The 20,781-nt window shown below is 65.6% G+C and carries 20 protein-coding genes and 2 pseudogenes; 7 read left to right on the plus strand and 15 right to left on the minus strand.

From position 1 onward, the window contains the following. Positions 1 to 135 precede the first annotated feature (135 nt). Positions 136 to 405: pseudogene (locus CFB82_RS31805) on the plus strand (acyltransferase family protein); the annotation flags it as partial. A gap of 129 nt (positions 406 to 534) precedes the next feature. Here the strand turns inward: CFB82_RS31805 and CFB82_RS31810 are convergent. The 6 genes from CFB82_RS31810 to poxB form a co-directional block, all read right to left on the minus strand. Continuing rightward, positions 535 to 1,293 carry a hypothetical protein gene (locus CFB82_RS31810; RefSeq protein ID WP_089486662.1) on the minus strand — a complete coding sequence of 253 codons (759 nt, stop codon included), beginning with the start codon at positions 1,291 to 1,293 and terminating at the stop codon, positions 535 to 537. A gap of 33 nt (positions 1,294 to 1,326) precedes the next feature. Further along, positions 1,327 to 2,718, minus strand: a complete 1,392-nt coding sequence (locus tag CFB82_RS31815) for an alkaline phosphatase (RefSeq protein ID WP_089486663.1) — start codon at positions 2,716 to 2,718, stop codon at positions 1,327 to 1,329. A gap of 32 nt (positions 2,719 to 2,750) precedes the next feature. After that, on the minus strand, positions 2,751 to 4,184 hold the full coding sequence (locus CFB82_RS31820; protein WP_069250595.1) for an alkaline phosphatase: 1,434 nt from the start codon (positions 4,182 to 4,184) through the stop codon (positions 2,751 to 2,753). Between the two features lie 154 nt (positions 4,185 to 4,338). Beyond that, positions 4,339 to 4,929 (minus strand): class I SAM-dependent methyltransferase, encoded by a 591-nt coding sequence (locus CFB82_RS31825; RefSeq protein ID WP_089486664.1) that lies wholly within the window; start codon positions 4,927 to 4,929, stop codon positions 4,339 to 4,341. A gap of 341 nt (positions 4,930 to 5,270) precedes the next feature. Next, the gene (locus CFB82_RS31830) at positions 5,271 to 5,711 is read right to left on the minus strand and encodes a GNAT family N-acetyltransferase (RefSeq protein WP_089486665.1); all 441 of its coding nucleotides are present in this window, start codon (positions 5,709 to 5,711) and stop codon (positions 5,271 to 5,273) included. A 106-nt stretch (positions 5,712 to 5,817) separates the two neighbouring features. Then, entirely contained in the window at positions 5,818 to 7,539 is a 1,722-nt protein-coding gene (gene poxB / locus CFB82_RS31835) for a ubiquinone-dependent pyruvate dehydrogenase (RefSeq protein ID WP_089486666.1), read from the minus strand. Between the two features lie 135 nt (positions 7,540 to 7,674). Between poxB and CFB82_RS31840 the strand changes: the two are divergent. Continuing rightward, positions 7,675 to 8,409 (plus strand): annotated as a pseudogene (locus tag CFB82_RS31840) (transketolase-like TK C-terminal-containing protein); the annotation flags it as partial. A 60-nt stretch (positions 8,410 to 8,469) separates the two neighbouring features. Here CFB82_RS31840 and CFB82_RS31845 read toward each other — a convergent pair. From CFB82_RS31845 to CFB82_RS31855, 3 genes are all read right to left on the minus strand, one after another. Continuing rightward, a complete protein-coding gene (locus CFB82_RS31845; protein ID WP_089486667.1) occupies positions 8,470 to 8,943 on the minus strand; it encodes an RES family NAD+ phosphorylase in 474 nt (157 codons plus the stop codon). Then, a complete protein-coding gene (parS, locus tag CFB82_RS31850; protein ID WP_179254204.1) occupies positions 8,940 to 9,443 on the minus strand; it encodes a type II RES/Xre toxin-antitoxin system antitoxin in 504 nt (167 codons plus the stop codon). The genes CFB82_RS31845 and parS overlap by 4 nt, the downstream gene beginning before the upstream one ends. Before the next feature lie 110 nt (positions 9,444 to 9,553). Beyond that, a complete protein-coding gene (locus tag CFB82_RS31855; RefSeq protein WP_069250588.1) occupies positions 9,554 to 10,054 on the minus strand; it encodes an Lrp/AsnC family transcriptional regulator in 501 nt (166 codons plus the stop codon). Between the two features lie 197 nt (positions 10,055 to 10,251). Here CFB82_RS31855 and CFB82_RS31860 point away from each other — a divergent pair, with 197 nt between their 5' ends. After that, the gene (locus tag CFB82_RS31860) at positions 10,252 to 11,268 is read left to right on the plus strand and encodes a 1-aminocyclopropane-1-carboxylate deaminase (RefSeq protein ID WP_089486668.1); all 1,017 of its coding nucleotides are present in this window, start codon (positions 10,252 to 10,254) and stop codon (positions 11,266 to 11,268) included. A gap of 173 nt (positions 11,269 to 11,441) precedes the next feature. On the opposite strand, the gene CFB82_RS31865 is transcribed toward CFB82_RS31860, so the two are convergent. The 3 genes from CFB82_RS31865 to CFB82_RS31875 form a co-directional block, all read right to left on the minus strand. Beyond that, positions 11,442 to 12,470 carry a hypothetical protein gene (locus tag CFB82_RS31865; RefSeq protein ID WP_069250586.1) on the minus strand — a complete coding sequence of 343 codons (1,029 nt, stop codon included), beginning with the start codon at positions 12,468 to 12,470 and terminating at the stop codon, positions 11,442 to 11,444. A gap of 115 nt (positions 12,471 to 12,585) precedes the next feature. Then, a complete protein-coding gene (locus tag CFB82_RS31870; RefSeq protein WP_069250585.1) occupies positions 12,586 to 13,413 on the minus strand; it encodes a hypothetical protein in 828 nt (275 codons plus the stop codon). A 120-nt stretch (positions 13,414 to 13,533) separates the two neighbouring features. Beyond that, positions 13,534 to 14,121 (minus strand): tetratricopeptide repeat protein, encoded by a 588-nt coding sequence (locus CFB82_RS31875; protein WP_069250584.1) that lies wholly within the window; start codon positions 14,119 to 14,121, stop codon positions 13,534 to 13,536. Between the two features lie 359 nt (positions 14,122 to 14,480). On the opposite strand from CFB82_RS31875, the gene CFB82_RS31880 reads away from it, so the two are divergent. The 3 genes from CFB82_RS31880 to atsR are packed head-to-tail and all read left to right on the plus strand — an operon-like array spanning position 14,481 to position 17,714. Beyond that, positions 14,481 to 15,353 carry a response regulator gene (locus tag CFB82_RS31880; RefSeq protein ID WP_069250583.1) on the plus strand — a complete coding sequence of 291 codons (873 nt, stop codon included), beginning with the start codon at positions 14,481 to 14,483 and terminating at the stop codon, positions 15,351 to 15,353. 40 nt (positions 15,354 to 15,393) lie between these two features. Beyond that, positions 15,394 to 15,897, plus strand: coding sequence for a molybdopterin-dependent oxidoreductase (locus CFB82_RS31885; RefSeq protein WP_089486669.1), 504 nt, complete (start codon positions 15,394 to 15,396; stop codon positions 15,895 to 15,897). Continuing rightward, a complete protein-coding gene (atsR, locus tag CFB82_RS31890; protein ID WP_089486670.1) occupies positions 15,894 to 17,714 on the plus strand; it encodes a hybrid sensor histidine kinase/response regulator AtsR in 1,821 nt (606 codons plus the stop codon). The genes CFB82_RS31885 and atsR overlap by 4 nt, the downstream gene beginning before the upstream one ends. A 34-nt stretch (positions 17,715 to 17,748) precedes the next feature. On the opposite strand, the gene CFB82_RS31895 is transcribed toward atsR, so the two are convergent. Both CFB82_RS31895 and CFB82_RS31900 read right to left on the minus strand, forming a co-directional pair. Further along, the gene (locus CFB82_RS31895; RefSeq protein WP_089428528.1) at positions 17,749 to 18,168 is read right to left on the minus strand and encodes a secondary thiamine-phosphate synthase enzyme YjbQ; all 420 of its coding nucleotides are present in this window, start codon (positions 18,166 to 18,168) and stop codon (positions 17,749 to 17,751) included. Positions 18,169 to 18,182: 14 nt separating this feature from the next. Next, complete coding sequence (locus CFB82_RS31900) at positions 18,183 to 18,509, minus strand: thioredoxin family protein (RefSeq protein ID WP_069250579.1); 327 nt, start codon at positions 18,507 to 18,509, stop codon at positions 18,183 to 18,185. A 229-nt stretch (positions 18,510 to 18,738) separates the two neighbouring features. Here CFB82_RS31900 and CFB82_RS31905 point away from each other — a divergent pair, with 229 nt between their 5' ends. Continuing rightward, the gene (locus CFB82_RS31905) at positions 18,739 to 19,440 is read left to right on the plus strand and encodes a flavin reductase family protein (protein WP_089486671.1); all 702 of its coding nucleotides are present in this window, start codon (positions 18,739 to 18,741) and stop codon (positions 19,438 to 19,440) included. A 294-nt stretch (positions 19,441 to 19,734) separates the two neighbouring features. Here the strand turns inward: CFB82_RS31905 and gcvA are convergent, their stop codons facing one another. Further along, complete coding sequence (gcvA, locus tag CFB82_RS31910) at positions 19,735 to 20,667, minus strand: transcriptional regulator GcvA (protein ID WP_174948406.1); 933 nt, start codon at positions 20,665 to 20,667, stop codon at positions 19,735 to 19,737. Positions 20,668 to 20,781: the final 114 nt, after the last annotated feature.

The raw sequence follows: 20,781 nt of genomic DNA on the forward strand, positions 1-20,781 counted from the left end.
GTCAGCAAACGCATCCATGATCGACGGCATCTCTCGTTCCGGCAAAAAGCGAGAGTAAACCTGAACACGCCGCAACGAACAACCGCTCCAGCCCTTTAGCCACGGGCCTCTTCATGCGGAAGCCCTGGTGTGCACGGCCGCCTGCTTGCGCCGCTGGGCCGCGCCGGCAAGCTCAGCTACGAGCTGTACCTGTTCCACCTGATCGTGCTCGGCGGGCTGCGCACGTTCTGGCCGCCGTCGGCCACGCATGGCGATGCGAAGCTGGTCTTGCTGATTGCGTATCTGGTGTTGTCGGCGGCGCTGAGCGCGGCGATCGCGCGCGGCTATGCGACACCGCTCGACCGCTTCATCAAGCGGGTCGCGTCGCGGCCCTCAACGCGCGTGCCGGACGGCGCGCGCTTCTAGCGCGTCATCGGCCGTCGCTGCCGGGTCGCCGGGAGAAGAAGAAAAAATCGGCCAGGGCCCGGCCGTATCGCTTGACGATACCGGCCGGCCTGACCGCAAGCCCCGCGTACAGACGGTCGACATCGTCGATCAGTCGAGATAATCCGCGTATTCCTTGCGCGTATAGCTGGCGAGCGTCTGCCACGGCAACGTCTCGCGCCGCGCGGCCGGTGCCGGTGTCAGCGTCAGCTTGCGCACGACGCGGCCATCGGCGCTCCGGTATTCGACCGACAGCGGCGCCTGTAGCGTCTCGCTCCACAGGATCCGGTTCACGCCGCGCGCGCCGGGCGTGTCGACCGCCTGCTCGTACCAGCGGGTGCCGGGGACGTCGCCGCGCTTCACCACCGCGAGCCGCTTCAACTGCGATGGCGGCGTGACGTAGTACGCGTTGTCCCACGAGCCGTCGAAGCCCGTGGTCTCGTACTCGGCCGGCGGCACGCTGACGACCGTCCGGTTCGCCGTGTCCACGTATTCGATGCGCGCCGTCTTGCCGTCGTACGTCACGTGCCGCGCGGCCGCCTGGAAGTTGAAATGCTTGTGGCCTGCATGGGCAGAGGCCGGCTGCACGCCGGCACGTTGCGGCGTCTCGCGCGAACCACCCGCGTCGTGGTCATGATCATGGTCGGGATCACTACCGTGACCGCCCGCCGCCGCGACGGGCAGCACGCGCTCGACCCACACGTGAGCGTCGCGCCGCACCATCCGTTCGCGATACATCGTCGTGCGCGTCACGCCATCGGCCGACACCGTGCGGCTCTCGTGCACCAGCACCGCGTCGAGATCGGCCGCTGCAAGGGCCGGCAGCGCAACCCACCCGCAAGCGAGCGCGCAGAGAAGCTGACGTTTCATCGGGCGTTCCCGTTCCTCATGCAGTCAACGGATTCAGAAACCGAACGCCGAGCGCACGAGACCGAACACCTTCGTGTTGTCGATCGTGCCCTTGAACGCCTTCGCGTCCGCGCCGTCGGCGAACAGCATCACGTCGCCGCCGCCGTGCGTCTCCGAGCCCGCGCTGCCCATCCGCACACCGACTTCCTGCAGATACGCCTCGTTCGTCGCGGTGGCCGAATCGACCGACGCGCGCACGTTCGGCCGGTTCGCGCCGTTGCCGAACACCAGCGTCGTGTAGGTGTTGCCGTCGGCGTCCTTGCTCGGCTGGCCGTCGCGATAGTTGCGGCTGATGTCGAGAATCGGGTTGCCGCGCTTCGAATAGCCGTTGATCGTCATCGTGTGGTCGTGGTCGGCCGTCACGACGATCAGCGTGTTCGACAGGTCGACCTTCGACAGCGCGACGCGGATCGCTTCATCGAACGCCGCCGTGTCTTCCAGCGCGCGCTTCGCATTGGTGCCGTGCAGCGCGTGGTCGATCCGGCCGCCTTCGACCATCAGGAAATAGCCGTTCGAATGCTTCGACAGCACGTCGATCGCCTTCGACGTCATCTCCGCGAGGCTCGGCTGCGTCGGCCCTTCGCCCTTGCCCGCGACACGGTCGAGTTCGTACTCGAGATGGCTCGTCGAACTGAAGAGACCGACCAGCTTGCCGTTGCCCGCCTGCGCGAGCTGATCCCGGGTCGCGACGACCGTGTAGCCCTTCGCCTTCATCTCGTTGAGCAGGTTGCGGCCGTCCGCGCGGCCGCGCTTGTTGGCCACCGGATCGAACGGCGTCCAGTGGTTGCGGCCGCCGCCCATCAGCACGTCGACGCCGTCGCCGAGCGCCGCGTTGTAGCCCGCGCCGCCCGGCGCCGCCTGCGCGGCGATGTCGTACTGCGCATCGCGATGGCAGATGTGCGAATAGGTCGCGGCGGGCGTCGCATGCGTGAGTTCGGTCGTCGTGATCGCGCCCACCGCCTTGCCGCGCGCCTTCGCGAGCTCCAGCAGCGTCGCGACCGGCTGGCCATTGCCCGGCGCGCAGTTGTTGACGGTCTTGTTGCCGTTCGCGTCATTGCCCGGCGCGACCGCGCGCGTGTCCGACGACATCGACAGCACTTCGTTGTTCATCTTCACGCCGGTCATGTACGCGGCCATCGACGGTGCGCTGTCGGTCGTCTGCGCGTCGTTCGAGAAGGTCTTGACGCGCGCGGTGCGGGCCAGCTTCTCCATCGTCAGTTGTCCCGACTCACCGACCTTGTAGATCCGGCTCGCCGTCACCGTCGTCGGCCCCATGCCGTCGCCGAGAAAGAAAATCACGTTCTTCGCCTGGCCGGCGGCATGCGCCGCGCCGCACGCGAAACCCGCGACGGCCAGCGCCGCCGCGATGCACTTGATGGTCGACATCCTGTATTCCCCTGTACCCGTATGGTCGGCGCTCACAGCTGCACCGCGTTGCGCACCAGCTCGAAGACCTTGTTGTTCTCGATCACGCCGTGGAACGCATCCGCGCCGCGGCCGATCGCACCCAGGAACACATCGGTGCCGCCATGCGTCTCGCTGCCCTTGTCCATGCGCACGACCGCCTCCTGGCGATAGTCGTCGGCGCCCGTCACCGCATCGGTGAGCGCCGTGCCCGCGCGGCTGCCCTGCACGCGGTTCTCGCCGTTGCCGAAGCCGATGATCGTGTACGGCGCGCCGTCCGCGTCCTTCGCGACCGAGCCGGTCTGGTAGCTGCGCAGCACGCCGAGCACGCCGGGCTTGCCCGCCTCGGTCTTGCCCGTGCGCGCCGCATAGCCGTTCAGCACCAGCGTGTGATCGTGATCGGCCGTGACGACGATCAGCGTGTTCTTCAGGTCGGGATCGGTCTTGCGCACCTTGTCGATCGTGGCCTTGATCGCGTTGTCGAACGCGACCGTGTCCTGCAGCGCGCGCTTCGCATTGGTGTCGTGCAGCGCGTGGTCGATCCGGCCGCCTTCGACCATCAGGAAATAGCCGTTCGGGTTCTTCTGCAGCACGTCGAGCGCGCGCGTCGCCATGTCGGTGAGGCTCGGCTCCTTGGTCGCGCCGCGATCGAGGTCGTAGCTCATGTGGCTCGACGAGAACAGGCCGACCAGCTTGCCGCCCTTCGTCGCGTCGGCGGCCAGCAAGTCGTCGCGGTTCTGCGCGACCGCATAACCTTTCGCCTTCAGTTCGTTGACCAGGTTGCGGCCGTCGGTGCGCTTGCCGCCGCCGTCCTTCGGCACGAAGAATTGCGTGCCACCGCCGAGCACGACGTCGACGCCGTCGCCCAGCGCGCCGTTGTAGCCCGCGCCGCCCGGCACGAGCTGCGCGGCGATGTCGTTCTCGGCGTCGCGATGGCACACGTGCGCATACGTCGCCGCGGGCGTGGCATGCGTGACGCGCGTGGTCGTCACCACACCGGTAGCCAGCCCCTTCGCCTTCGCGATCTCGAGCAGCGTCGTCGCCGATTTGCCGTTGTTCGCACCGCAGTTGCCGGTGAGGCTCGCGGTCGGCTCGATCGCCTTCGTGTCCGGCGACATCGAGATCACTTCGTTGTTGGTCTTGACGCCGGTCATGTACGCCGACATCGACGGCGCGCTGTCCGTCACCTGCGCATCGTTGGAATAGGTCTTCACGAACGCGGTTTCGGGCAGCGTGTCGATCGTGAGCGCGCCGTCTTCACCGACCGCATAGATGCGCGCGGCCGTCAGCGTCGTGATCCCCATGCCGTCGCCGAGGAAGAAGATCACGTTGCGCGCGGCCGCCTGCGCGGGGCCGGGCGCCGTGCTGGTCGGGCCGTCGTCGCTGCCGCATCCGGCCAGTGCAAAGGCGCCGGCACACAGCAGCGCCGCCAGTTTGATTCGATTCATGTCGCCGGTTCCCCCCGCCATTGATGCTTTCGAAATGAAAGGCGATGGTAGGAACCTGATGTGACGGCAATGTGAAGGGTGGCTGGAAGGATTCGAAGGGATTATGAAAGGAGGAGGCGAGGCGCCACGGCCGGGCGCCCCGCGCGCGGCGGCGTCATTCCGCGTGTTCGGCGGTGACGCTGCGCACGGTCACGATGCGCGCAGGCGGTATGTTTGCCCACACGATCCGGCTGCCGCAGGCAACAAATGCCGAGTCGCCGAGCGGATGACGGCCGGGCGGCCGCAGGTCGTACGTGAACTGAATCATCACGCCGTCGGCGGACAGCACGCGATGGCACTGATCGACGATCGCCGTCACGTCCTGACGCGGCAGCGTGCGCAGCGGCAGGCACGACACGATCGCGTCGACGCGCGCATCGGGCGGCAGCAGCCGCTCGAGCTGCCGCGCGTCGCCCGACACGATCGAGATGCCCGGAAAGCGTCGCCGCAGATGCTGGACAAACGCCGGCGAACGTTCGACCACCACGAGCCGCCGCGGCGCGACGCCGCGTTCGAGCAACGCCGCGGTGATCGCGCCGGTGCCGCCGCCGAGCTCGACGACCAACCCGTCGCCGTCCGGCACCGCGTCGGCCATCTCGCGCGCCAGCTGCCGCGAACTCGGGCACAACGCGCCCACCGCGGCCGGACGGCCGACCCACTCGCGCACGAACAGTGCCGAGACACGCCACGCGTTCGGCCACATCATCGGCGGGCCTCCGGCGCTTGCGCGGTCAGCGGCGGCGTGCCGATGACCGCGCGGAACTGGGCTACGGCGATACGGGTAGGGTTCATGCGCATCCTCCTGGGCGAATCGGTCCGTCGCTGTACACGCGACGGTCAATCGATTCTAGGAAACGCAAACTTAAGCTGACGTGAAGATTGACCCTGATTTGCCTGACCAATTCGTGCCGGATCAGCTGGCGCGCGCCCGGTCAGCGGTCGATGCGCTGCTGGAAATGCACCGGATAACGCTCGCCGACGATCCGGATCTGCTGCAGTGCAGTATCGATCGCGACGAGATCGTCGGCCGTCGGCATGCCCGCTCGCTCAGCGCGTCGCGCGCATCAGGATGTTCGCGAACGGCAAGCCTTCGTCATCCTCGTCGCGCCGCGAAACCTCCTCGAAGCCGAGCCGTGCATAGAACACGCGGGCATCGCGATTGTCGGCGTACACCTCCAGATCGAGCGCGCCCTTGAGCGCGAGCGCATGCTCGACCAGCGCGCGGCCGATCCCATGGCCGTGCAACGCCGGTGCGACGAACAATCCGCCGATTGAACCATCGAGCAGACCGATGAAGCCGACCGGTTCGCCTGCCCGGCACGCGACCCAGGTTTCCGCCTGGGGTAGATACACCGCTTCGATCAGCTTGCGCTGCTCGCGCAGCCGCGCCTCGCCGAGAAACGGATGCGCGAGCAGCGATGCATCGAACCAGATGGACGACAGCGTGTGCAGGTCGGATGCCTCGTAGGCGCGAATCTCGATTGCCATGTTTCTTGTGTTGTTCGATGCGTGTTGCGGACGCGAACGCACCCCGGCACGTTCGTCGATGCGTTACGCCGCGCGCGCTGCCCGAAGCATCGCGCGCGGTACCGCATTACCGCAGATTGGTTCTCGCGAGTTCGACGATCTCGTCGCCGCGCCCGCTGAGGATCGCGCGCAGCATGAACAGGCTGAAGCCCTTCGCATGCGCGAGTTCGATCTTCGGCGGCATCGCGAGCTCGTACTTCGACGTGACGACGTCGACGACCGCCGGCCCGTCATGCGCGAACGCCATGCGCAGCGCTTCTTCGACGTTCTCCGAATGCTCGACGCGCACGCTGAAGATGCCCGCGCCCTTCGCGATCGCCGCGAAGTCGGTCGGGCTCAGGTCGACGTTCGTGTCGAGATAGCCGGCCGCCTTCAGCTCCATCGACACGAAGCCGAGCAGGCTGTTGTTGTACACGACGATCTTGATCGGCAGCTTGAGCTGCCGCGCTGTGAGCAGATCGCCGAGCAGCATCGACAGCCCGCCGTCGCCGGACAGCGACACCACCTGCCGCCCCGGGTGCGCGCCCTGCGCGCCGAGCGCCTGCGGCATCGCGTTCGCCATCGAGCCGTGATTGAACGAGCCGTGCAGTTGCCGCTTGCCGTTCATCGTCAGGTAACGCGCGGCCCACAGCGTCGGCGTGCCGACGTCGGCCGTGAAGATCGCGTCTTCCGCCGCGACTTCGTCGACGATCTTCGTCAGGTACTGCGGATGGATCGCGCGGCCCGGCGGCTCGGCCACCGCGAGATCGTCGAGCCCCTTGCGTGCCGCCGCATAGTGCTTCAGTGCATTTTCGAGGAAGCGCCGCTGCGTCTTGCGCGTCAAGCGCGGCAGCAGCGCCGCGATCGTTTCCTTCACGGTGCCGACGAGGCCGAGCGCCAGCGGCGCGCGATGGCCGAGCTGCGAGCCCTTCCAGTCGATTTGCGCGATCTTCGCGTTCGACGGATAGAACGGCCGGTACGGGAAATCCGTACCGAGCATCAGTAGCGTGTCGCACGATTCCATCGCGTGATAGCCCGAGCTGAAGCCGATCAGCCCCGTCATCCCGACATCGAACGGGTTGTCCCATTCGACGAACTGCTTGCCGCGCAGCGCATGCACGACCGGCGCGCCGAGCGTGTCGGCCAGCGCGACCACTTCATCGTGCGCGCCTTGCGTGCCGCTGCCGCACAGCAGCGTGACCGCGTCGGACCCGTTGAGCAGCGCCGCGAGCCGGTCGAGATCGGCATCGGCCGGCAGGATTGACGGTGGCGCCGATTCGCTCCACGCCGGCGCCTCTTCCGGGCCGTCGCCGAGCGCGATGTCGCCGGGCAGCACGATCACCGCGACGCCGCGCTCGTCGATCGCGGTGCGCATCGCGCGCGCGAGCACGCGCGGGAACTGCGACGCGTTCGTCACGAGTTCCGCGAAGTGGCTGCATTCGCGGAACAGCTCCTGCGGATGGGTTTCCTGGAAGTAGCCGAGGCCGATCTCGGTCGACGGAATGTGCGCGGCGATCGCGAGCACCGGCTGGTGATTGCGGTGGCAGTCGTAGAGGCCGTTGATCAGGTGCAGGTTGCCGGGGCCGCAGCTGCCCGCGCACACCGCGAGCCGACCGGTCGACGCGGCATCCGCGCCGGCCGCGAACGCAGCGCTTTCCTCGTGACGCGTATGCATCCAGCGGATCGAGCCGATCTGGCTCAGGCTGAACGACAGGCCGTTCAGGCTGTCGCCCGTCACGCCCCAGATGCGCTCGACGCCCGCTGCCGCCAGCGTCTTCGCCAGATATTCCGCCATCGTCTGTTTTGCCATGCTGTCCTCGCTCGTTGATGGGTCGTCACACGAATGAATCGGCTGCGATGCCCGCCTTCGCCACCGAACGGACGAGCATACGCGATCGTTTCGCGACGCGTCGTGAAGGTGCGATGCGCTTGCGCGCGTGTCGTTCATTCCCTTTCGGCGGCGGCGGGCGACTGCCGCGCATACGATCCGGCATTCACCTACGAAGTCGCGACGATCATCGACTCGGGCACGCGCGAGATGGTCGAGCAGCAGCGCGATGCGTTCTGTTACGTAACCGTCACAAATAAAAACTACGCACAGCCGTCGATGCCCGACGACGATGCGGCCGCGCGACGCGACGGCATCCCTAAGGGCATGTATCGACTGCCGTCCGGTTCACACGCAACGGCGCGTGTGCAATTGCTCGGCGCGGGCGCAATCCTCGGCGAAGTGCTCGCCACGCAGCGGATGCCGAAAGACGACTGGGGTATCGATGCGGCCTTGTGGAGCGGGACGAGTTTCAGTGAACTGCAGCGCGACGGGATAGCAGCCGAGCGGCTGTCGCGGCTCGGTGCGACGACGGACAAGCCCTATGTCACGCGAATGCTCGATGCAACGCAAGGCCCAGTGATCGCCGCGACCGACTACGTGCATGCGGTGTCCGAGCTGATCCGTGCGTACGTGTCGCGCCGCTACGTGATGCTCGGCACCGACGGGTTCGGGCACAGCGACACGCGCGAAGCGCTGCGCACGTTCTTCGAGGTCGATCGCGCGAGTATCGTACTCGCCGCGCTGAAGGCGCTGGCCGATGAAGGCGAAATCAATGCAGCCATCGTCCGCACTGTGCGCGAACGGCTCCGCAAGATCATGCAGCAGCCCGGCGCGCCGTGGCAGCACTGATCGAGCGACACGAGCGCGCAACAGTTGCCGGCGATTCGTCGATCAAAACAATACGGCAGACTAACCGAAGAGGCGAGGATCCAGCGCGAACTCTTGCTTACTGATCACTTTCACACTCGAAGTAAAATCCGCATGCATCGGGTTCAGCAACAAGTTGAAGTCGGTTGGGCAGACGACGGATGGCACCCGCATCGCCAAGTGCTCGCCTGCTTCAAGCCAACGCTGCCCGATCCGAGTCGTCGAATCTGGATCCCGAGACAGTACCGCCCAATCGTCCGGCAGCTCCGGCTGGTACGCGTTGTCATGGATGGTATCGGGTACTTCCAGGGTCACTAGAAAAAATCCACCGGCGGGAAGCAAGCCGGACATATGGACGAGCGCCTCGAGCAATGACGTCGACGCGTGGCAACAGGTATACAGCACACGCATGCCGCGAGGATTCCAGCGCCCACCCGCGATCGACGCGCCGTTCCCGCTCAAGTCGTCAGCCAGATAACGCCCCTTCCGTTCTTTCGCGAGACGATACAGCCTCACGCGGTGACCCCGAATTGGGCGCGGCTCAGAATGTCGCGCACCCGGTCATAGCCGGGCTGTACGTCAAGAACTTCAATCGGCTTCAAACCGTCGAGCTCTGCGTTCACCCGACTCATCCACGCCGCCGCGCGCTCGCTGTCTTCAAACAGATCGATAGCGAGATTCAATATATAGAGCACGCGCGCAACGCGATCAGACTCGTTTTGTGACAACCGATCGTGTTTGGCAATCTTTCGCAAAATGGTCGAGCTGGGAAGGCTCAGCGCGCTCAAGAGGGACTGAACCGGCACACCGAGTAACTCACGTGCAACGCGCTCGATGATAATCGCATCGAAACCATCCGCGATCGCACGCCGCTGCGACATTGGTGCCATTTGACGAAAGGTGTCGAAATCGCCCTTGCCAGCGCCCAAACCTTTCAAGTTGCCCGCCGACGCCGTCGCGCGGGGCGCACCAGCGCGCTTGGCCAACTGACGGGCTGCAGGTGTGCTTGCTGTCATCGCGACTCCCGAATGGGATAATTTGAACTCCCATTATATACAACCAATCGGGAATTTTCAATCGACCAAACGGCATGGGTGTGACCAACTGGAATCGACGGTACTTCTCGCTATAGCGGGAGTGCATGTGTCGACAGGATCTCCTTGAGTACCATGAACGAGCGTACCTGCCGCACGCCTGGTAGGTAAAGCAGCTGCTCGGCGTGCAGCCGGTTGAAGCTGTCGTTGTCTCGCGTGCGCACCAGCATGAAGTAGTCGAATTCGCCGGTCACGACGTGACACTCGACGCACCCCGACACTTTCTGCGCGGCCTTCTCGAACGCGGCGAAGGCTTCGGGTGTCGAGCGATCCAGCACGAAGCCGATCACGACCAGCATCCCCGCTCCGAGCGGCTTCGGGTCGAGCAACGCAACGATGCCGCGGATCAGCCCCATTTCCTTCAGCCGCTCGACGCGCCGCAGACACGCCGGCGCACTCAGCTTCACCTTCGCCGCGAGGCTCACGTTGGAGATCGACGCGTCCTGCTGCAGTTGCCGCAGGATCGCGCGGTCGATGCGATCGAGCGCCGGTGCGGCGTCGGCCGGCGATGCGCTGCCTCGATCTAATTTCATTGCGTCATCCTCCTGCTCAACGAATCAAAATTGTTTAAGGCGTTTCCGTATCGTCGATAACGTAGGCCGCTGCAATTTATTTCGCAAGCTCATTTCTCGTGCTTCTGCCTATCATTTTTCTCGTCGGAACACGGCCTGCCGGCCGCGCCCGAACGATCCGATTTCCCGCCCCGTCCACTGCCTTCCGGAGCCCGCCGATGAACCTGCAACGTTTCCCCCGTTATCCGCTCACGTTCGGCCCGACGCCGATCCAGCCGCTCAAGCGCCTGAGTGAGCACCTCGGCGGCAAGGTCGAGCTGTATGCGAAGCGAGAGGATTGCAACAGCGGCCTTGCGTTCGGCGGCAACAAGACGCGCAAGCTCGAATACCTCGTCCCCGACGCACTCGCGCAAGGCGCCGACACGCTCGTGTCGATCGGCGGCGTGCAGTCGAACCAGACGCGCCAGGTCGCGGCCGTCGCCGCGCATCTCGGGATGAAATGCGTGCTCGTGCAGGAGCATTGGGTCAACTACGAAGATCCGCTGTACGACCGCGTCGGCAACATCCAGCTGTCGCGCATGATGGCCGCGGACGTGCGGCTCGTGTCCGACGGCTTCGACATCGGCATTCGCCGCAGTTGGGAAGAAGCGATGGAGAGTGTGCGGCAGGCGGGCGGCAAGCCTTACCCGATTCCGGCCGGCTGCTCGGAGCACCCGCTCGGCGGGCTCGGCTTCGTCGGTTTCGCGGAAGAAGTGCGTGCGCAGGAGGCCCAACTCGGCTTCAAGTTCGACTACATCGTCGTATGCTCGGTCACGGGCAGCACGCAGGCGGGGATGGTCGTCGGCTTCGCGGCCGACGGGCGCGCCGACCGCGTGATCGGGATCGACGCGTCGGCCACGCCCGAGCGCACGCACGAACAGATCACGCGCATCGCACGGCACACCGCCGAACTCGTCGATCTCGGCAGGCCGATCACCGAAGCGGACGTGGTGCTCGACACGCGCTACGCCGGCCCCGAATACGGACTGCCGAACGACGGCACGCTCGAAGCGATTCGCCTGTGCGCGCGGCTCGAAGGTATGCTGACCGACCCGGTCTATGAAGGGAAGTCGATGCACGGGATGATCGACAAGGTACGGCTCGGCGAAATCGAGCCTGGGTCGAAGGTGCTATATGCGCATCTCGGCGGCGTGCCTGCGTTGAGCGCGTATAGCGAGATTTTCCGGAACGGTTGACGAAATCGAGATGAAACGCCGTCGCGCCGAGGGTCGCGTGCCGGCACCTTGATCGCAGGGATCGTCCGATTGGTGACGAACGAAAGCAAGCGGGGCGGTCACCGTCTTACCGGTGCCCACCCCGCTGCGGAAAAGACAGGAAAGCGGCCGCGCGACGCAGCCGCCTGATTCGCTCAGTTCTGCGTAAGCGGATTCAGTGTCGTGCACAGGAAACCCGTGCAGTTCTTCGGCGTGAAATAGAACGACGCCATCGCGAGCGGCGGCGTGGTGCCGAGCGCCATGTCGCTCAGATACGCACTGCCCTGCGCGCCGAACGTGTTCGACTGCTGGACGAAGCTCGCGCCGGTCGACTGGATCGCGGCCGACTGGTACGTGAAGGTCGGCGACTGCGTCTGGTCCTTCACGTAGACCCACGAGATCGCCGTGCCGAACGCCATCGCGCCCTTCGCGCGATACCCCTTCGCCCCTTCGCTGTTGGCCTGCGCGATGAAGTCGCCGACGGTCGACGTCGGTGCCAGCGCGTCGTACGTATAGGTCGCGCTCGACGCGTTGTTCTTCATGTAGATGTTCGCCTGCACCGATGCCACCGCGATCGGCCCCAGAAACCAGTAGCCCGACTGGCCCTGGCCGTTCGCCTGGGTGAGGAACGCATTCGCGTCGGCCGGCAAGCCCGTCGTCGTGTACGTGTACGTGGCCGACGAGCCGCCATCCTTGCGATAGAGATCGCCGTACGTGAGCGGCCCTTCGTAGCGGTAGCCGCTCGACCCTTGCGCGTTGGCCGTGTTGACGAAGGACGTCATGTCGGCCGGGGCGTTCTGCAGCTGGTACGTGTAGGTCTGCGCGGTGCCATCGTTCACGAAGATCGATTGCGTCCCGCCGTTGCTCGAGCTGTAGTAGTAGTCGCCCAGATAACGGTAGCCCTTCGCGCCTTCGCTGTTGACCAGCGTCAGGAAGCTCGCCTTGTCGGCCGCGACAGGCTGCGCCTCGTAGCGCCATGTCAGCGTGCCGCCACCCGAGCCGCCCGAGCCGCCGGAACCACCCGAACCGCCATTGCCGCCGCTTCCCGCCCCGCCCGAACCCGTGCCGCCGGCGCCGCCATTGTTGCTCGAACCCGATCCGCCGGACGCCGCGGGCGAGGAATCGTCGCCGCCGCAAGCGGTCAACGCCAGACAGGTCAATGCAATCAGAGCAACGGCTTTCATCGGGATCACCTCGATGCAGAAAGGATGAACGAAACCGGTACGCGCGGATCACACCGCGCGCACGGAGGGTCAGGAATCGGGAATCGGCCGGCGGCGCACCGCCGGCCCGGGAACGTCAGTTGACCTGGAGCTGGCCACCGCGGCCGAGGCCGCCCTTGACGTCCTGCGCCTTGTAGCTGCGCAGTGCGACGACCATCTTGTTCCACGCATCGATGAACGCAACGACCGTCGCCTTGCCTTCCGGCGTCGTCGAGAAACCGGCGAGCCCGCCACCTACGCCGCCGCCGAAGCCACCCAGCGCCGCGCCGTAGTTCGTCGCCGTCGAGCTGCCTTCCGACGCCGCGATCTGCACCGCCGAGCGCACGTCGAACAGCGTCAGCGTCACGACCGACGCCTTTGTCTGCAGATGGCCCGCCACCGCGGCCACCGCGCTGTTGCCGATCAGCCCGCCGATCATGCTGCCGATCCCGCCGATCGGCGAATCGTTGATGACGATCTGCGGTTCCATGTAATAGTCGGCCGCGACACGCTGGCCCTTCTGCTGCTTCGAGCCCGCTCGGTATTCGCCCGAGTTGCGCTGCAACTGCGTGATGCGCGACAGGCGCGCGTCGCTCTTCTGGTTGCCGATCGACGTGATCACGAAGCAGTTCGACTGCTGCACCGCCAGGCGCAGCAGCGGGTCGATGCTCGTCACCTTGGTCGCACTGCCGAACGGGCCCCACCAGTCAGCGTTGCGCCCGTCGTCGACCGCGATCGTGCCCAGCGGCGACGCGCAGCGCTGCAGCTGCGAATCGGCGCCGGCGCTCGCGCCGCCGGCCGCCGCGCCCGTCACGCCGGCGTTCTGGCCGCCGGGCGTCACCACGCCGCCGCAGCCTGCGACGGACGCGCAAAGCGCTGCCACCAGCGCACCTTGAGTGAGACGTTGGGAAAGGATGGTCTTCATGTCGTTGTCGATCGATTAGAGTCGTTGTTCGGCTTATGTGTTCGTGCGAACTTCGATAAGCCCCCCGGCTGGCGCGCGATGGTGGTCTCCCCGCTGCTGCCCCCGTTGCTTCAGGCCCGGTCAGTAGTACCAGTACGTCTGCTGCCAGACGCCGTAGTACGGATAGCCCGAGTACCAGTAGCCGTAATAGCGGTCACGCCATTCCGTGCGCCATTTCCAGTCTTCTTCGTCTTCCTTCTTGGCCTTGCGCGCCAGGTCGAGCAGCTTCTTCGACTCCTTGTCGCCGCGCCCGGCCGCGATCGACAGCCATTTCTCCGCCTCGCGTGCGTCGGAGCCCATTTCCTCGAGGCCGAACAGGTAGAAACTGCCGAGCGCCTTCTGCGCCTGCAGGTCGCCACGCTCGGCGGACTCGCGCATCCACTTGAGTGCCTGGTAGCTGTCCTGGCGCACGCCGTCGCCGCGGAAATAACGCAGGCCGAGGTCGTAGGCGGCCTTCGGCTGGGTCTTCGCGGTCTGCTTCAACGCGGCGATGCGCGGGCTTTCCTGGTCCTCCGAATCGTCCCTTTTTTGATAGGACACCTGATCTTTAGGACGGTCGGAACAACCTGTGTCGTCGCAGATCCGCACCGTGTTGCTTGTGAGGGACGGATCCTGCGCGCACGCGGCCAGTAGCAACAGCAGCCCCGGTGCGATCAAACGGCGGTACATTGTTACTTTCCTCAGGTTTTATTGGCGCCGCAATTCTTCGAGCTATCCACCCCCGCGAGCTCGCACCCGGTGGCGTGCGGCGCAACGGATACAATCCGCCGACGCCGACACGCAGTCCAAGGCTCTCTCAGGTTCTCTCTTCGAATCGTTCCGTCACTGCTTCATTGCTGTCGCTTTTCGCCGGTCCGACTGTGGCCGTCGGTGATCTCCAAACATGACGCGACAAACAATAGTGACGTGGTGAGCAATAATAATGAAGAAAAAAGGCATGTCAAGGTCATTCGCTTTTTCAAAGCTTGCATGACACGTCAGTTTTGATATGCTCACCCTCGCCAAAACCCCCTGGAGACCCCATCGAGATGCCCAACAGCGAGCAGGCCAACGTCGATCTGATCACCGCCAACAAGGTGCGCGACCTACTGAACCGGAACGGCATCCCGCCGCGAAGTCACAACACGACGATCGCGAACGTGCTCGGCCTGAGCTTCTCGGTCGTCACGCGCAAGATGAAAGGCCTGATCCCGTGGAACCTGTCGCAATTGCAGGACATCGCGACGCACTTCGGCGTGCCGCCCGCGATCCTGCTCGACGACAAGGGCACGCAGCCGGCCGCCGCCGAGATGATCGACGCGACGCTCGTGATCGAGTCGCGGCGCTTCCGCTGCCGCGCCGCGATCTCGACCAAGGCCAGCAGCCAGAGCGAGACGGATTTCGTCGCGCTGCAGTGGCAGGGCGAGTGGCTCATCACCGAGCGTCAGCACGCGCGCGAGGGCCGCACGTATCCGGTCGACGTCATCGAGCTGCGCTCGACCCAGCCGAACGTGTATGCGGCGCGCATCGCCGTGGTCGACGATTCGCAGGACGTCGCCGAAACGGTATGTGAATATTTCATCGAAAAAGGTGTGAACGCGATCCCGTACTTCGACGGCGCGGCGTTCCGCAAGGCACTGGAGGTCGAGGATTTCGACGGCTACATCCTCGACTGGATGCTCGGCGACCAGACCGCCGCCGAACTCGTGCGCGGCATCCGTTCGAGCGAGAACAGCGGCGCGCCGATCTTCCTGCTGACCGGCAAGATCTCGACCGGCGAAGCCAGCGAGGACGAAATCGCGCACATCGTGTCGCACTACAACGCACGCTGCGAGGAAAAGCCGGTGCGCCTGCCGATCCTGTTCGCCGAAGTGGCGCGCGAACTGAAAATCACGCTGCCGGCCACGGCCGCCGCGAACTGAGACCACGGACAAATCACCATCGCACGACCGAGGGCAAGACATGCGAATCTCGACCATCTGGACCAAGTGCCTGCTGACGGCCTGCCTGCTCGGCATGGCCGCCGCGACCTGGGCCGCTTCGTCGTTTACGTTCACCGTCGACGGCAAGATCGACAAGCACAACCAGCAGGGCAAGACGGCGTACGTGTTTTCCGAGCAGGCGCTGATGGCGCTGCCGCAGCATACGATCGTCACGTCGACGAGCTGGACGCCGAAAGCGGCCTTCACCGGCCCGCGCCTGTCCGACATCCTGAAGGCCGTCGGCGCGCACGGCACGCAGATCGAGTTCCGCTGCATCGACGAGTACACGTTCACGATCCCCGTGTCCGACGCCGATCGTTACGGCGTGATCCTCGCGCGAACGATGAACGGCAAGGTGCTCGGCAACGACAACTATGGCCCGCTGTGGATCATGTACCCGCGCGACCAGTATCCCGATGAACTGAAGACGCCGCTCGGCGAAGCCAAGTTCGCGTGGCAGATCATCGGCCTGACGGTGAAATGACACGCCGGCGATGGAAAAATAGAAAAATCATCCTGGTCCTCGGCTCGCTGTGGATCATGGGGTTCGCCGCGTGGGCGTTCCTGCTGTGGGACCTCCTCGCCACCTCGGTCAACGAGGGCGTGCTCGAAGGGCCACGCGAAGGCGTGTTCTGGACGGCCGCGCAATACCGCAACGTCTATACGCGGTTCGACCGGCAGCTGATCCTCTACGCGACGCACCAGGACGACGATTTCAATCACGTGCAGATGCAGCTCGACAGCCTGTCGGTGTCGTTCGGCTTTCTGCAGCGGCCGTCGGAAGTGTCCGAATACTGGCTGCGCATCCCGCGTGCGCGCAACGAGATCAACGCGCTCGGCGAATTCATGACGCGCCTGAAGCGTGAAGTGCCGTTGCTGAGCGATTCGCCGAAAAGCGCGCAACAGGTGATCGACGAGGTCAATGCGTACTGGCCGAAGGTCAACGGCCTCGCGAACTACTTCCGTGCGATCGAAATGGCGCAGCGCGACTTCACGTTCCATCAGCTGAAGGAAAAGCAGCGCGCGATCCTGATCCTCGGCATCGTGCTCGGCGTGATCCTGTGTGCGCTGTTCCTGCTGCTGTTCTATACGATGCGCACGCGTGACGACCTGCTCGAGCGGCAGGACGCGGCGCTCGACGCGGAACGCAAGGCGTCCGACCGCGCGTTCGAAATGATCGAGGCGAAGAACGCGTTCCTCGGGATGGTCAGCCATGAGTTGCGCACGCCGCTGCAGGCGATCTGCGGATCGGTCGAGATCCTGCTCGCGCGCCCGCAGTCGGATGCGAACCTGAAGACGATCCGGCGGCTGCAGAATTCCGCGTTGTCGCTCGAGGCGCTCGTCAAGGATCTGACGGACTACATCAAGCTGCGCTCGACGAAGCGCCTCGCCGAACGGGAAACCGTCGGCATGGCGTCGCTGCTCGCCGAGGTGCTCGATCCATTGCGCGAGAAGATCGCGGCCAAGCGGATCGCGATCGCGCAGCAGGTCGAGCCGCACGACCTCACGATCCGTTCGGATCGCAAACTGCTGCGCCAGGTGCTGTCGAACCTGATCGAGAACTCGGTCAAGTACACGCTCGGCGGGTCGATCGACGTGTCGATCACGCTCGCCGATGCGCCGGCCGGCCCGCAATTGAAGATCGCGGTGCGCGACACGGGCGCCGGCATCGCGAAGCCGCACCTGTCGAAGATCTTCGAGCCGTTCTATCGCGCGAACGACGCGGTCGGGCTGCATGTGGACGGGATCGGCATGGGGCTCGCCGTCGTGCGCGAAATCGTGACGACGCTGCGCGGGCATGTGGACGTGCGCAGCGTCGTGGGCGAAGGCAGCGAGTTCGTCGTGACGCTGCCGGCCGAAGTGCCCGGCATCGACACGGCCGGCAACGCGGCCGGCGACGCGCTCGCGCTGCCGCACGCGGCCCAGCACCGCGACCGGCGCGCGCTGGTGGTGGACGACGACGACAACGCGCGCGAAACGCTCGGCGCGATGCTGTCGGCACTCGGCATCGAAGCCGATCTGTGCGGCACCGGGCAGGCAGGCGTCGCGCGCTTCGGTACGGGCCGTTACGACATCGTCGTGATCGATCTCGAGCTGCCGGACTTGAGCGGCTTCGAAGTCGCGCGGCGCATTCGCACGGTTGCGGTACCCGACGACGATGGCCGGCATCCGGCGATCCTCGGCGTCAGCGCATATGAATCGGCTGCGCTGCGCGAGAACAAGCAGGTATTCGACGCATTCCTGCCAAAGCCCGTCCACCTGCGCGAACTCGGCGCGCTCGTCGAGAAGCTGCTCGCCTGAGCCGGCGCGCCGGCGATGCGCCGCTGGTTGCCGCTTACTCCCCGATCAGGTGCAGCACGATATCCCGGCGGTGCGCCGCGCGGCGATGCTCGAACAGGTAAATCCCCTGCCACGTGCCGAGCACCATGCGCCCCTGCTCGACCGGAATCGACAATTGCACCTGCGTGAGCGCCGTGCGCAGATGCGCCGGCATGTCGTCGGTGCCTTCGGTGTCGTGCTCGTAGCGCGTGGCGTCCTCGGGCGCGAGCGTCGCGAAGTAGCGCTCGATGTCGCGCTGCACCGACGCATCGGCATTCTCCTGGATCAGCAGCGACGCCGAGGTATGGCGACAGAACACGGTGAGCAGGCCGGTACTGATGGCCTGCTGGTCGACGAACGCACGCACCTGCGACGTGAATTCGACGAGGCCGCTGCCGCGCGTGTCGATGCCGATATGCGTGATCGCCTGTTGCATCGTCGTGACCTCACTCAGGCCAGCGCGGCGAAGCCGTCGGCTTCGATCTGCTTCGCGTCGGCAGGACGCACGACGCGCGCGACTTCGACACCATCACGCAGGAACACCAGGGTGGGCCACAGCTTCACGCCGAACGAGCGGCCGAGCGGGCGGCCCGGGCCGTCCTCGATCTTCAGGTGTCGCACGGCGGGATGCGCGGAAAACGACGCCGCGATCGCCGGTTGCGCGCCCGCACAGATCCCGCACCAGTTCGCGCCGAATTCGATGACGGTCGGGCCGCCCAGTGCGTCGACTTCCGCGCGCGTCGGCGCGTTGGCGGTGTAGCGTTGCTCGGTATCCATCAGGCCCTCGTGTGCGTTGGCGGAACTAGGCCGCGCGTGCCCGTGTGACGCGGCGGGCGCGGCCTGCGATTTCCTACTGTAGCGGAAAAGCGCGCGCGATGCCGGGCGGTCCTGACCGGCGCAAATGGCGTTCCCGCGCACCTTCCGGAATGACACGACAAGATTCGGAGCGCCGTGCCGCCGCGACAGGATCAGCATGCGGACTGATCCCTCAACGAAGGCACCGATCATGAACGCTCCGCATTGCGTCACCGAACCGAACATCCTCTATTTCGGCACGCCCGTCGTGCTGGTCAGCACGCTGAACGAAGACGGCACGGCCAATCTCGCGCCGATCTCGTCCGCGTTCTGGCTCGGCTGGCGCGGCGTGATCGGCATCGCCGCCAGTTCGCAGACCACCCGCAACCTGCTGCGCACCGGCGAGTGCGTGCTGAACCTGCCGTCATCGGCACAGGCACACGCGGTCGACCGGATCGCGCGCACGACGGGCACCTACCCGGTGCCGGACGGCAAGCGCGCGAAGGGCTACGTGTACGAACCCGACAAATTCGGCACGGCCGGGCTCACCGAGGCGGTGTCGCAAACCGTCGCGCCGCCGCGTGCGCTCGAATGCCCGGTGCATATGGAAGCGGTCGTCGCGGCCACGCACGGGATCGGTGAGGAAACGCTCGACGTGCGTGGCCACATCCGCGTGTTCGAGTTGCGCATCCAGCGCGTGCACGTGCATCCCGACCTGCTGATGGACGGGCATCCGGACCGCATCGATCCGGACAAGTGGTCGCCGCTGATCATGAGTTTTCAGAAGTTCTACGGCCTTACGCCGCATCAGGTGCATGCATCGCGGCTCGCCGAGATTCCCGAGCGCGCGTATCGCAGCCCGGACATCGAGCGTGCGCGTGAAGCGGGCGTGTTGACCGGCACCGGCCGGTAACGAAGCGCCCAGGGGGATGCCAGGGAACCCGGCGCTTCGTCGCGCCTCCGCCGGCGGTGTCGATGCGGCTGGGCCGTCCCGGCACCGCCTCGTGCTGCCGGCCCTGTGCATCGCGGTGTCGATCGCGCGGATCGACACCGCGATCGGCTATCTCTCGACCGAACCGATCGGCACCGCGTTCGGCGCGCGTGTCGGTGCGCTGCCATGGGTCATCGATGCGTACAGCCTCGCGTATGCGGTGCTGTTGCTCACAGGTGAGCCTGGAAGTTGTGCCGCGTGGTCTGATCTGCGGGCCTATCCAGCCTCTCGGCTCGCCATGCCTTCCATCCATTCCTCGAACGCGGACACTGCGGCATCGTCGGCACGATCGGCGTTCGTCACCAGCATGTAGTCGTCGGCACGCCAAACAGGCGATGCGATCGGGCACACGAGGCGCCCCTCGGCGAGATCGCGCCCGATCAGCGGCAGGGAGGCCAGGGCCACGCCGAGCCCCTCGATGGCCGCGCCGAGCTGCAGATTCACATGATCGAATTCGACATGGCGCGCGGCCCGCAGATCGGATGCACCGGCTTCCCGCAACCAGTGCGACCAGGCAGAGCGCGTCGTGGCCGAATGCAGCAGGACATGATGACGCAGGTCGGCCACGCTCTGTATCGGATGCTGGCGCAGTAATGCGGGATTGCAGGCCGGCACGCGAAGGTCGGGCATCAACGGGCGCGATACGACGCCCGCACCTTGCTCGGGACCGGAACGCACACCGATATCGAAGGCGTCGGCGACATAGCGCAACTTGCGCGATGTCGTCGACACCCTGACGTCGATTTCGGGGTACCGCGAATGGAAATCGGCGAGCCGCGGCAGCAGCCAGCAAAGCGCAAAGCTCATCGGCACATTCACCCGCACGACGCCCGATATCCGGTGCGTGAACGTGTCGTGGCGCAGCCGCACCACCGCGGTACCGAGGCGCTCGAACGCGTGGCTGACGTCATTCAGCAACGCGGCCCCTTCGTCGGTCAGCACGACACCGCGCGGACGACGGTCGAACAATGGCAGGCCGAACCAGTCCTCCAGCAACCTGATCTGCTTGCCTACGGCCCAATGGGTGACATGCAGTTCCACCGCGGCCCTCGCGAAGCTGCCGTGCCGCGCGACCGCATCGAAAGCGCGCAGCGCGTTGAGCGGGGGCAACTCGCCCCAGTGCTTCGCAGCGTCCCGGTTTCCGCTCATGACGTGACTTTTTCTCTCCATTGACGCGATTTTAGCTCAATTGAACATACTGCCGCCTCGACCATAAAATTGCCCTATCGAGCGCGAAAGCGATACCGCCAGCGGCTTCCGCTG

The sequence above is a fragment of the Burkholderia sp. HI2714 genome (genome assembly GCF_002223085.1).
Lineage (GTDB): Bacteria > Pseudomonadota > Gammaproteobacteria > Burkholderiales > Burkholderiaceae > Burkholderia > Burkholderia lata_D.

What these genes read in the sequence shown, in the direction of transcription:
- CFB82_RS31810 (WP_089486662.1), bottom strand. Translation starts at nt 1,293, where the DNA reads ATGAAACGTCAGCTTCTCTGCGCGCTCGCTTGCGGGTGGGTTGCGCTG.
- CFB82_RS31815 (WP_089486663.1), bottom strand. Translation starts at nt 2,718, where the DNA reads ATGTCGACCATCAAGTGCATCGCGGCGGCGCTGGCCGTCGCGGGTTTC.
- CFB82_RS31820 (WP_069250595.1), bottom strand. Translation starts at nt 4,184, where the DNA reads ATGAATCGAATCAAACTGGCGGCGCTGCTGTGTGCCGGCGCCTTTGCA.
- CFB82_RS31825 (WP_089486664.1), bottom strand. Translation starts at nt 4,929, where the DNA reads ATGATGTGGCCGAACGCGTGGCGTGTCTCGGCACTGTTCGTGCGCGAG.
- CFB82_RS31830 (WP_089486665.1), bottom strand. Translation starts at nt 5,711, where the DNA reads ATGGCAATCGAGATTCGCGCCTACGAGGCATCCGACCTGCACACGCTG.
- poxB (WP_089486666.1), bottom strand. Translation starts at nt 7,539, where the DNA reads ATGGCAAAACAGACGATGGCGGAATATCTGGCGAAGACGCTGGCGGCA.
- parS (WP_179254204.1), bottom strand. Translation starts at nt 9,443, where the DNA reads ATGACAGCAAGCACACCTGCAGCCCGTCAGTTGGCCAAGCGCGCTGGT.
- CFB82_RS31855 (WP_069250588.1), bottom strand. Translation starts at nt 10,054, where the DNA reads ATGAAATTAGATCGAGGCAGCGCATCGCCGGCCGACGCCGCACCGGCG.
- CFB82_RS31860 (WP_089486668.1), top strand. Translation starts at nt 10,252, where the DNA reads ATGAACCTGCAACGTTTCCCCCGTTATCCGCTCACGTTCGGCCCGACG.
- CFB82_RS31865 (WP_069250586.1), bottom strand. Translation starts at nt 12,470, where the DNA reads ATGAAAGCCGTTGCTCTGATTGCATTGACCTGTCTGGCGTTGACCGCT.
- CFB82_RS31870 (WP_069250585.1), bottom strand. Translation starts at nt 13,413, where the DNA reads ATGAAGACCATCCTTTCCCAACGTCTCACTCAAGGTGCGCTGGTGGCA.
- CFB82_RS31875 (WP_069250584.1), bottom strand. Translation starts at nt 14,121, where the DNA reads ATGTACCGCCGTTTGATCGCACCGGGGCTGCTGTTGCTACTGGCCGCG.
- CFB82_RS31880 (WP_069250583.1), top strand. Translation starts at nt 14,481, where the DNA reads ATGCCCAACAGCGAGCAGGCCAACGTCGATCTGATCACCGCCAACAAG.
- CFB82_RS31885 (WP_089486669.1), top strand. Translation starts at nt 15,394, where the DNA reads ATGCGAATCTCGACCATCTGGACCAAGTGCCTGCTGACGGCCTGCCTG.
- atsR (WP_089486670.1), top strand. Translation starts at nt 15,894, where the DNA reads ATGACACGCCGGCGATGGAAAAATAGAAAAATCATCCTGGTCCTCGGC.
- CFB82_RS31895 (WP_089428528.1), bottom strand. Translation starts at nt 18,168, where the DNA reads ATGCAACAGGCGATCACGCATATCGGCATCGACACGCGCGGCAGCGGC.
- CFB82_RS31900 (WP_069250579.1), bottom strand. Translation starts at nt 18,509, where the DNA reads ATGGATACCGAGCAACGCTACACCGCCAACGCGCCGACGCGCGCGGAA.
- CFB82_RS31905 (WP_089486671.1), top strand. Translation starts at nt 18,739, where the DNA reads ATGAACGCTCCGCATTGCGTCACCGAACCGAACATCCTCTATTTCGGC.
- gcvA (WP_174948406.1), bottom strand. Translation starts at nt 20,667, where the DNA reads ATGAGCGGAAACCGGGACGCTGCGAAGCACTGGGGCGAGTTGCCCCCG.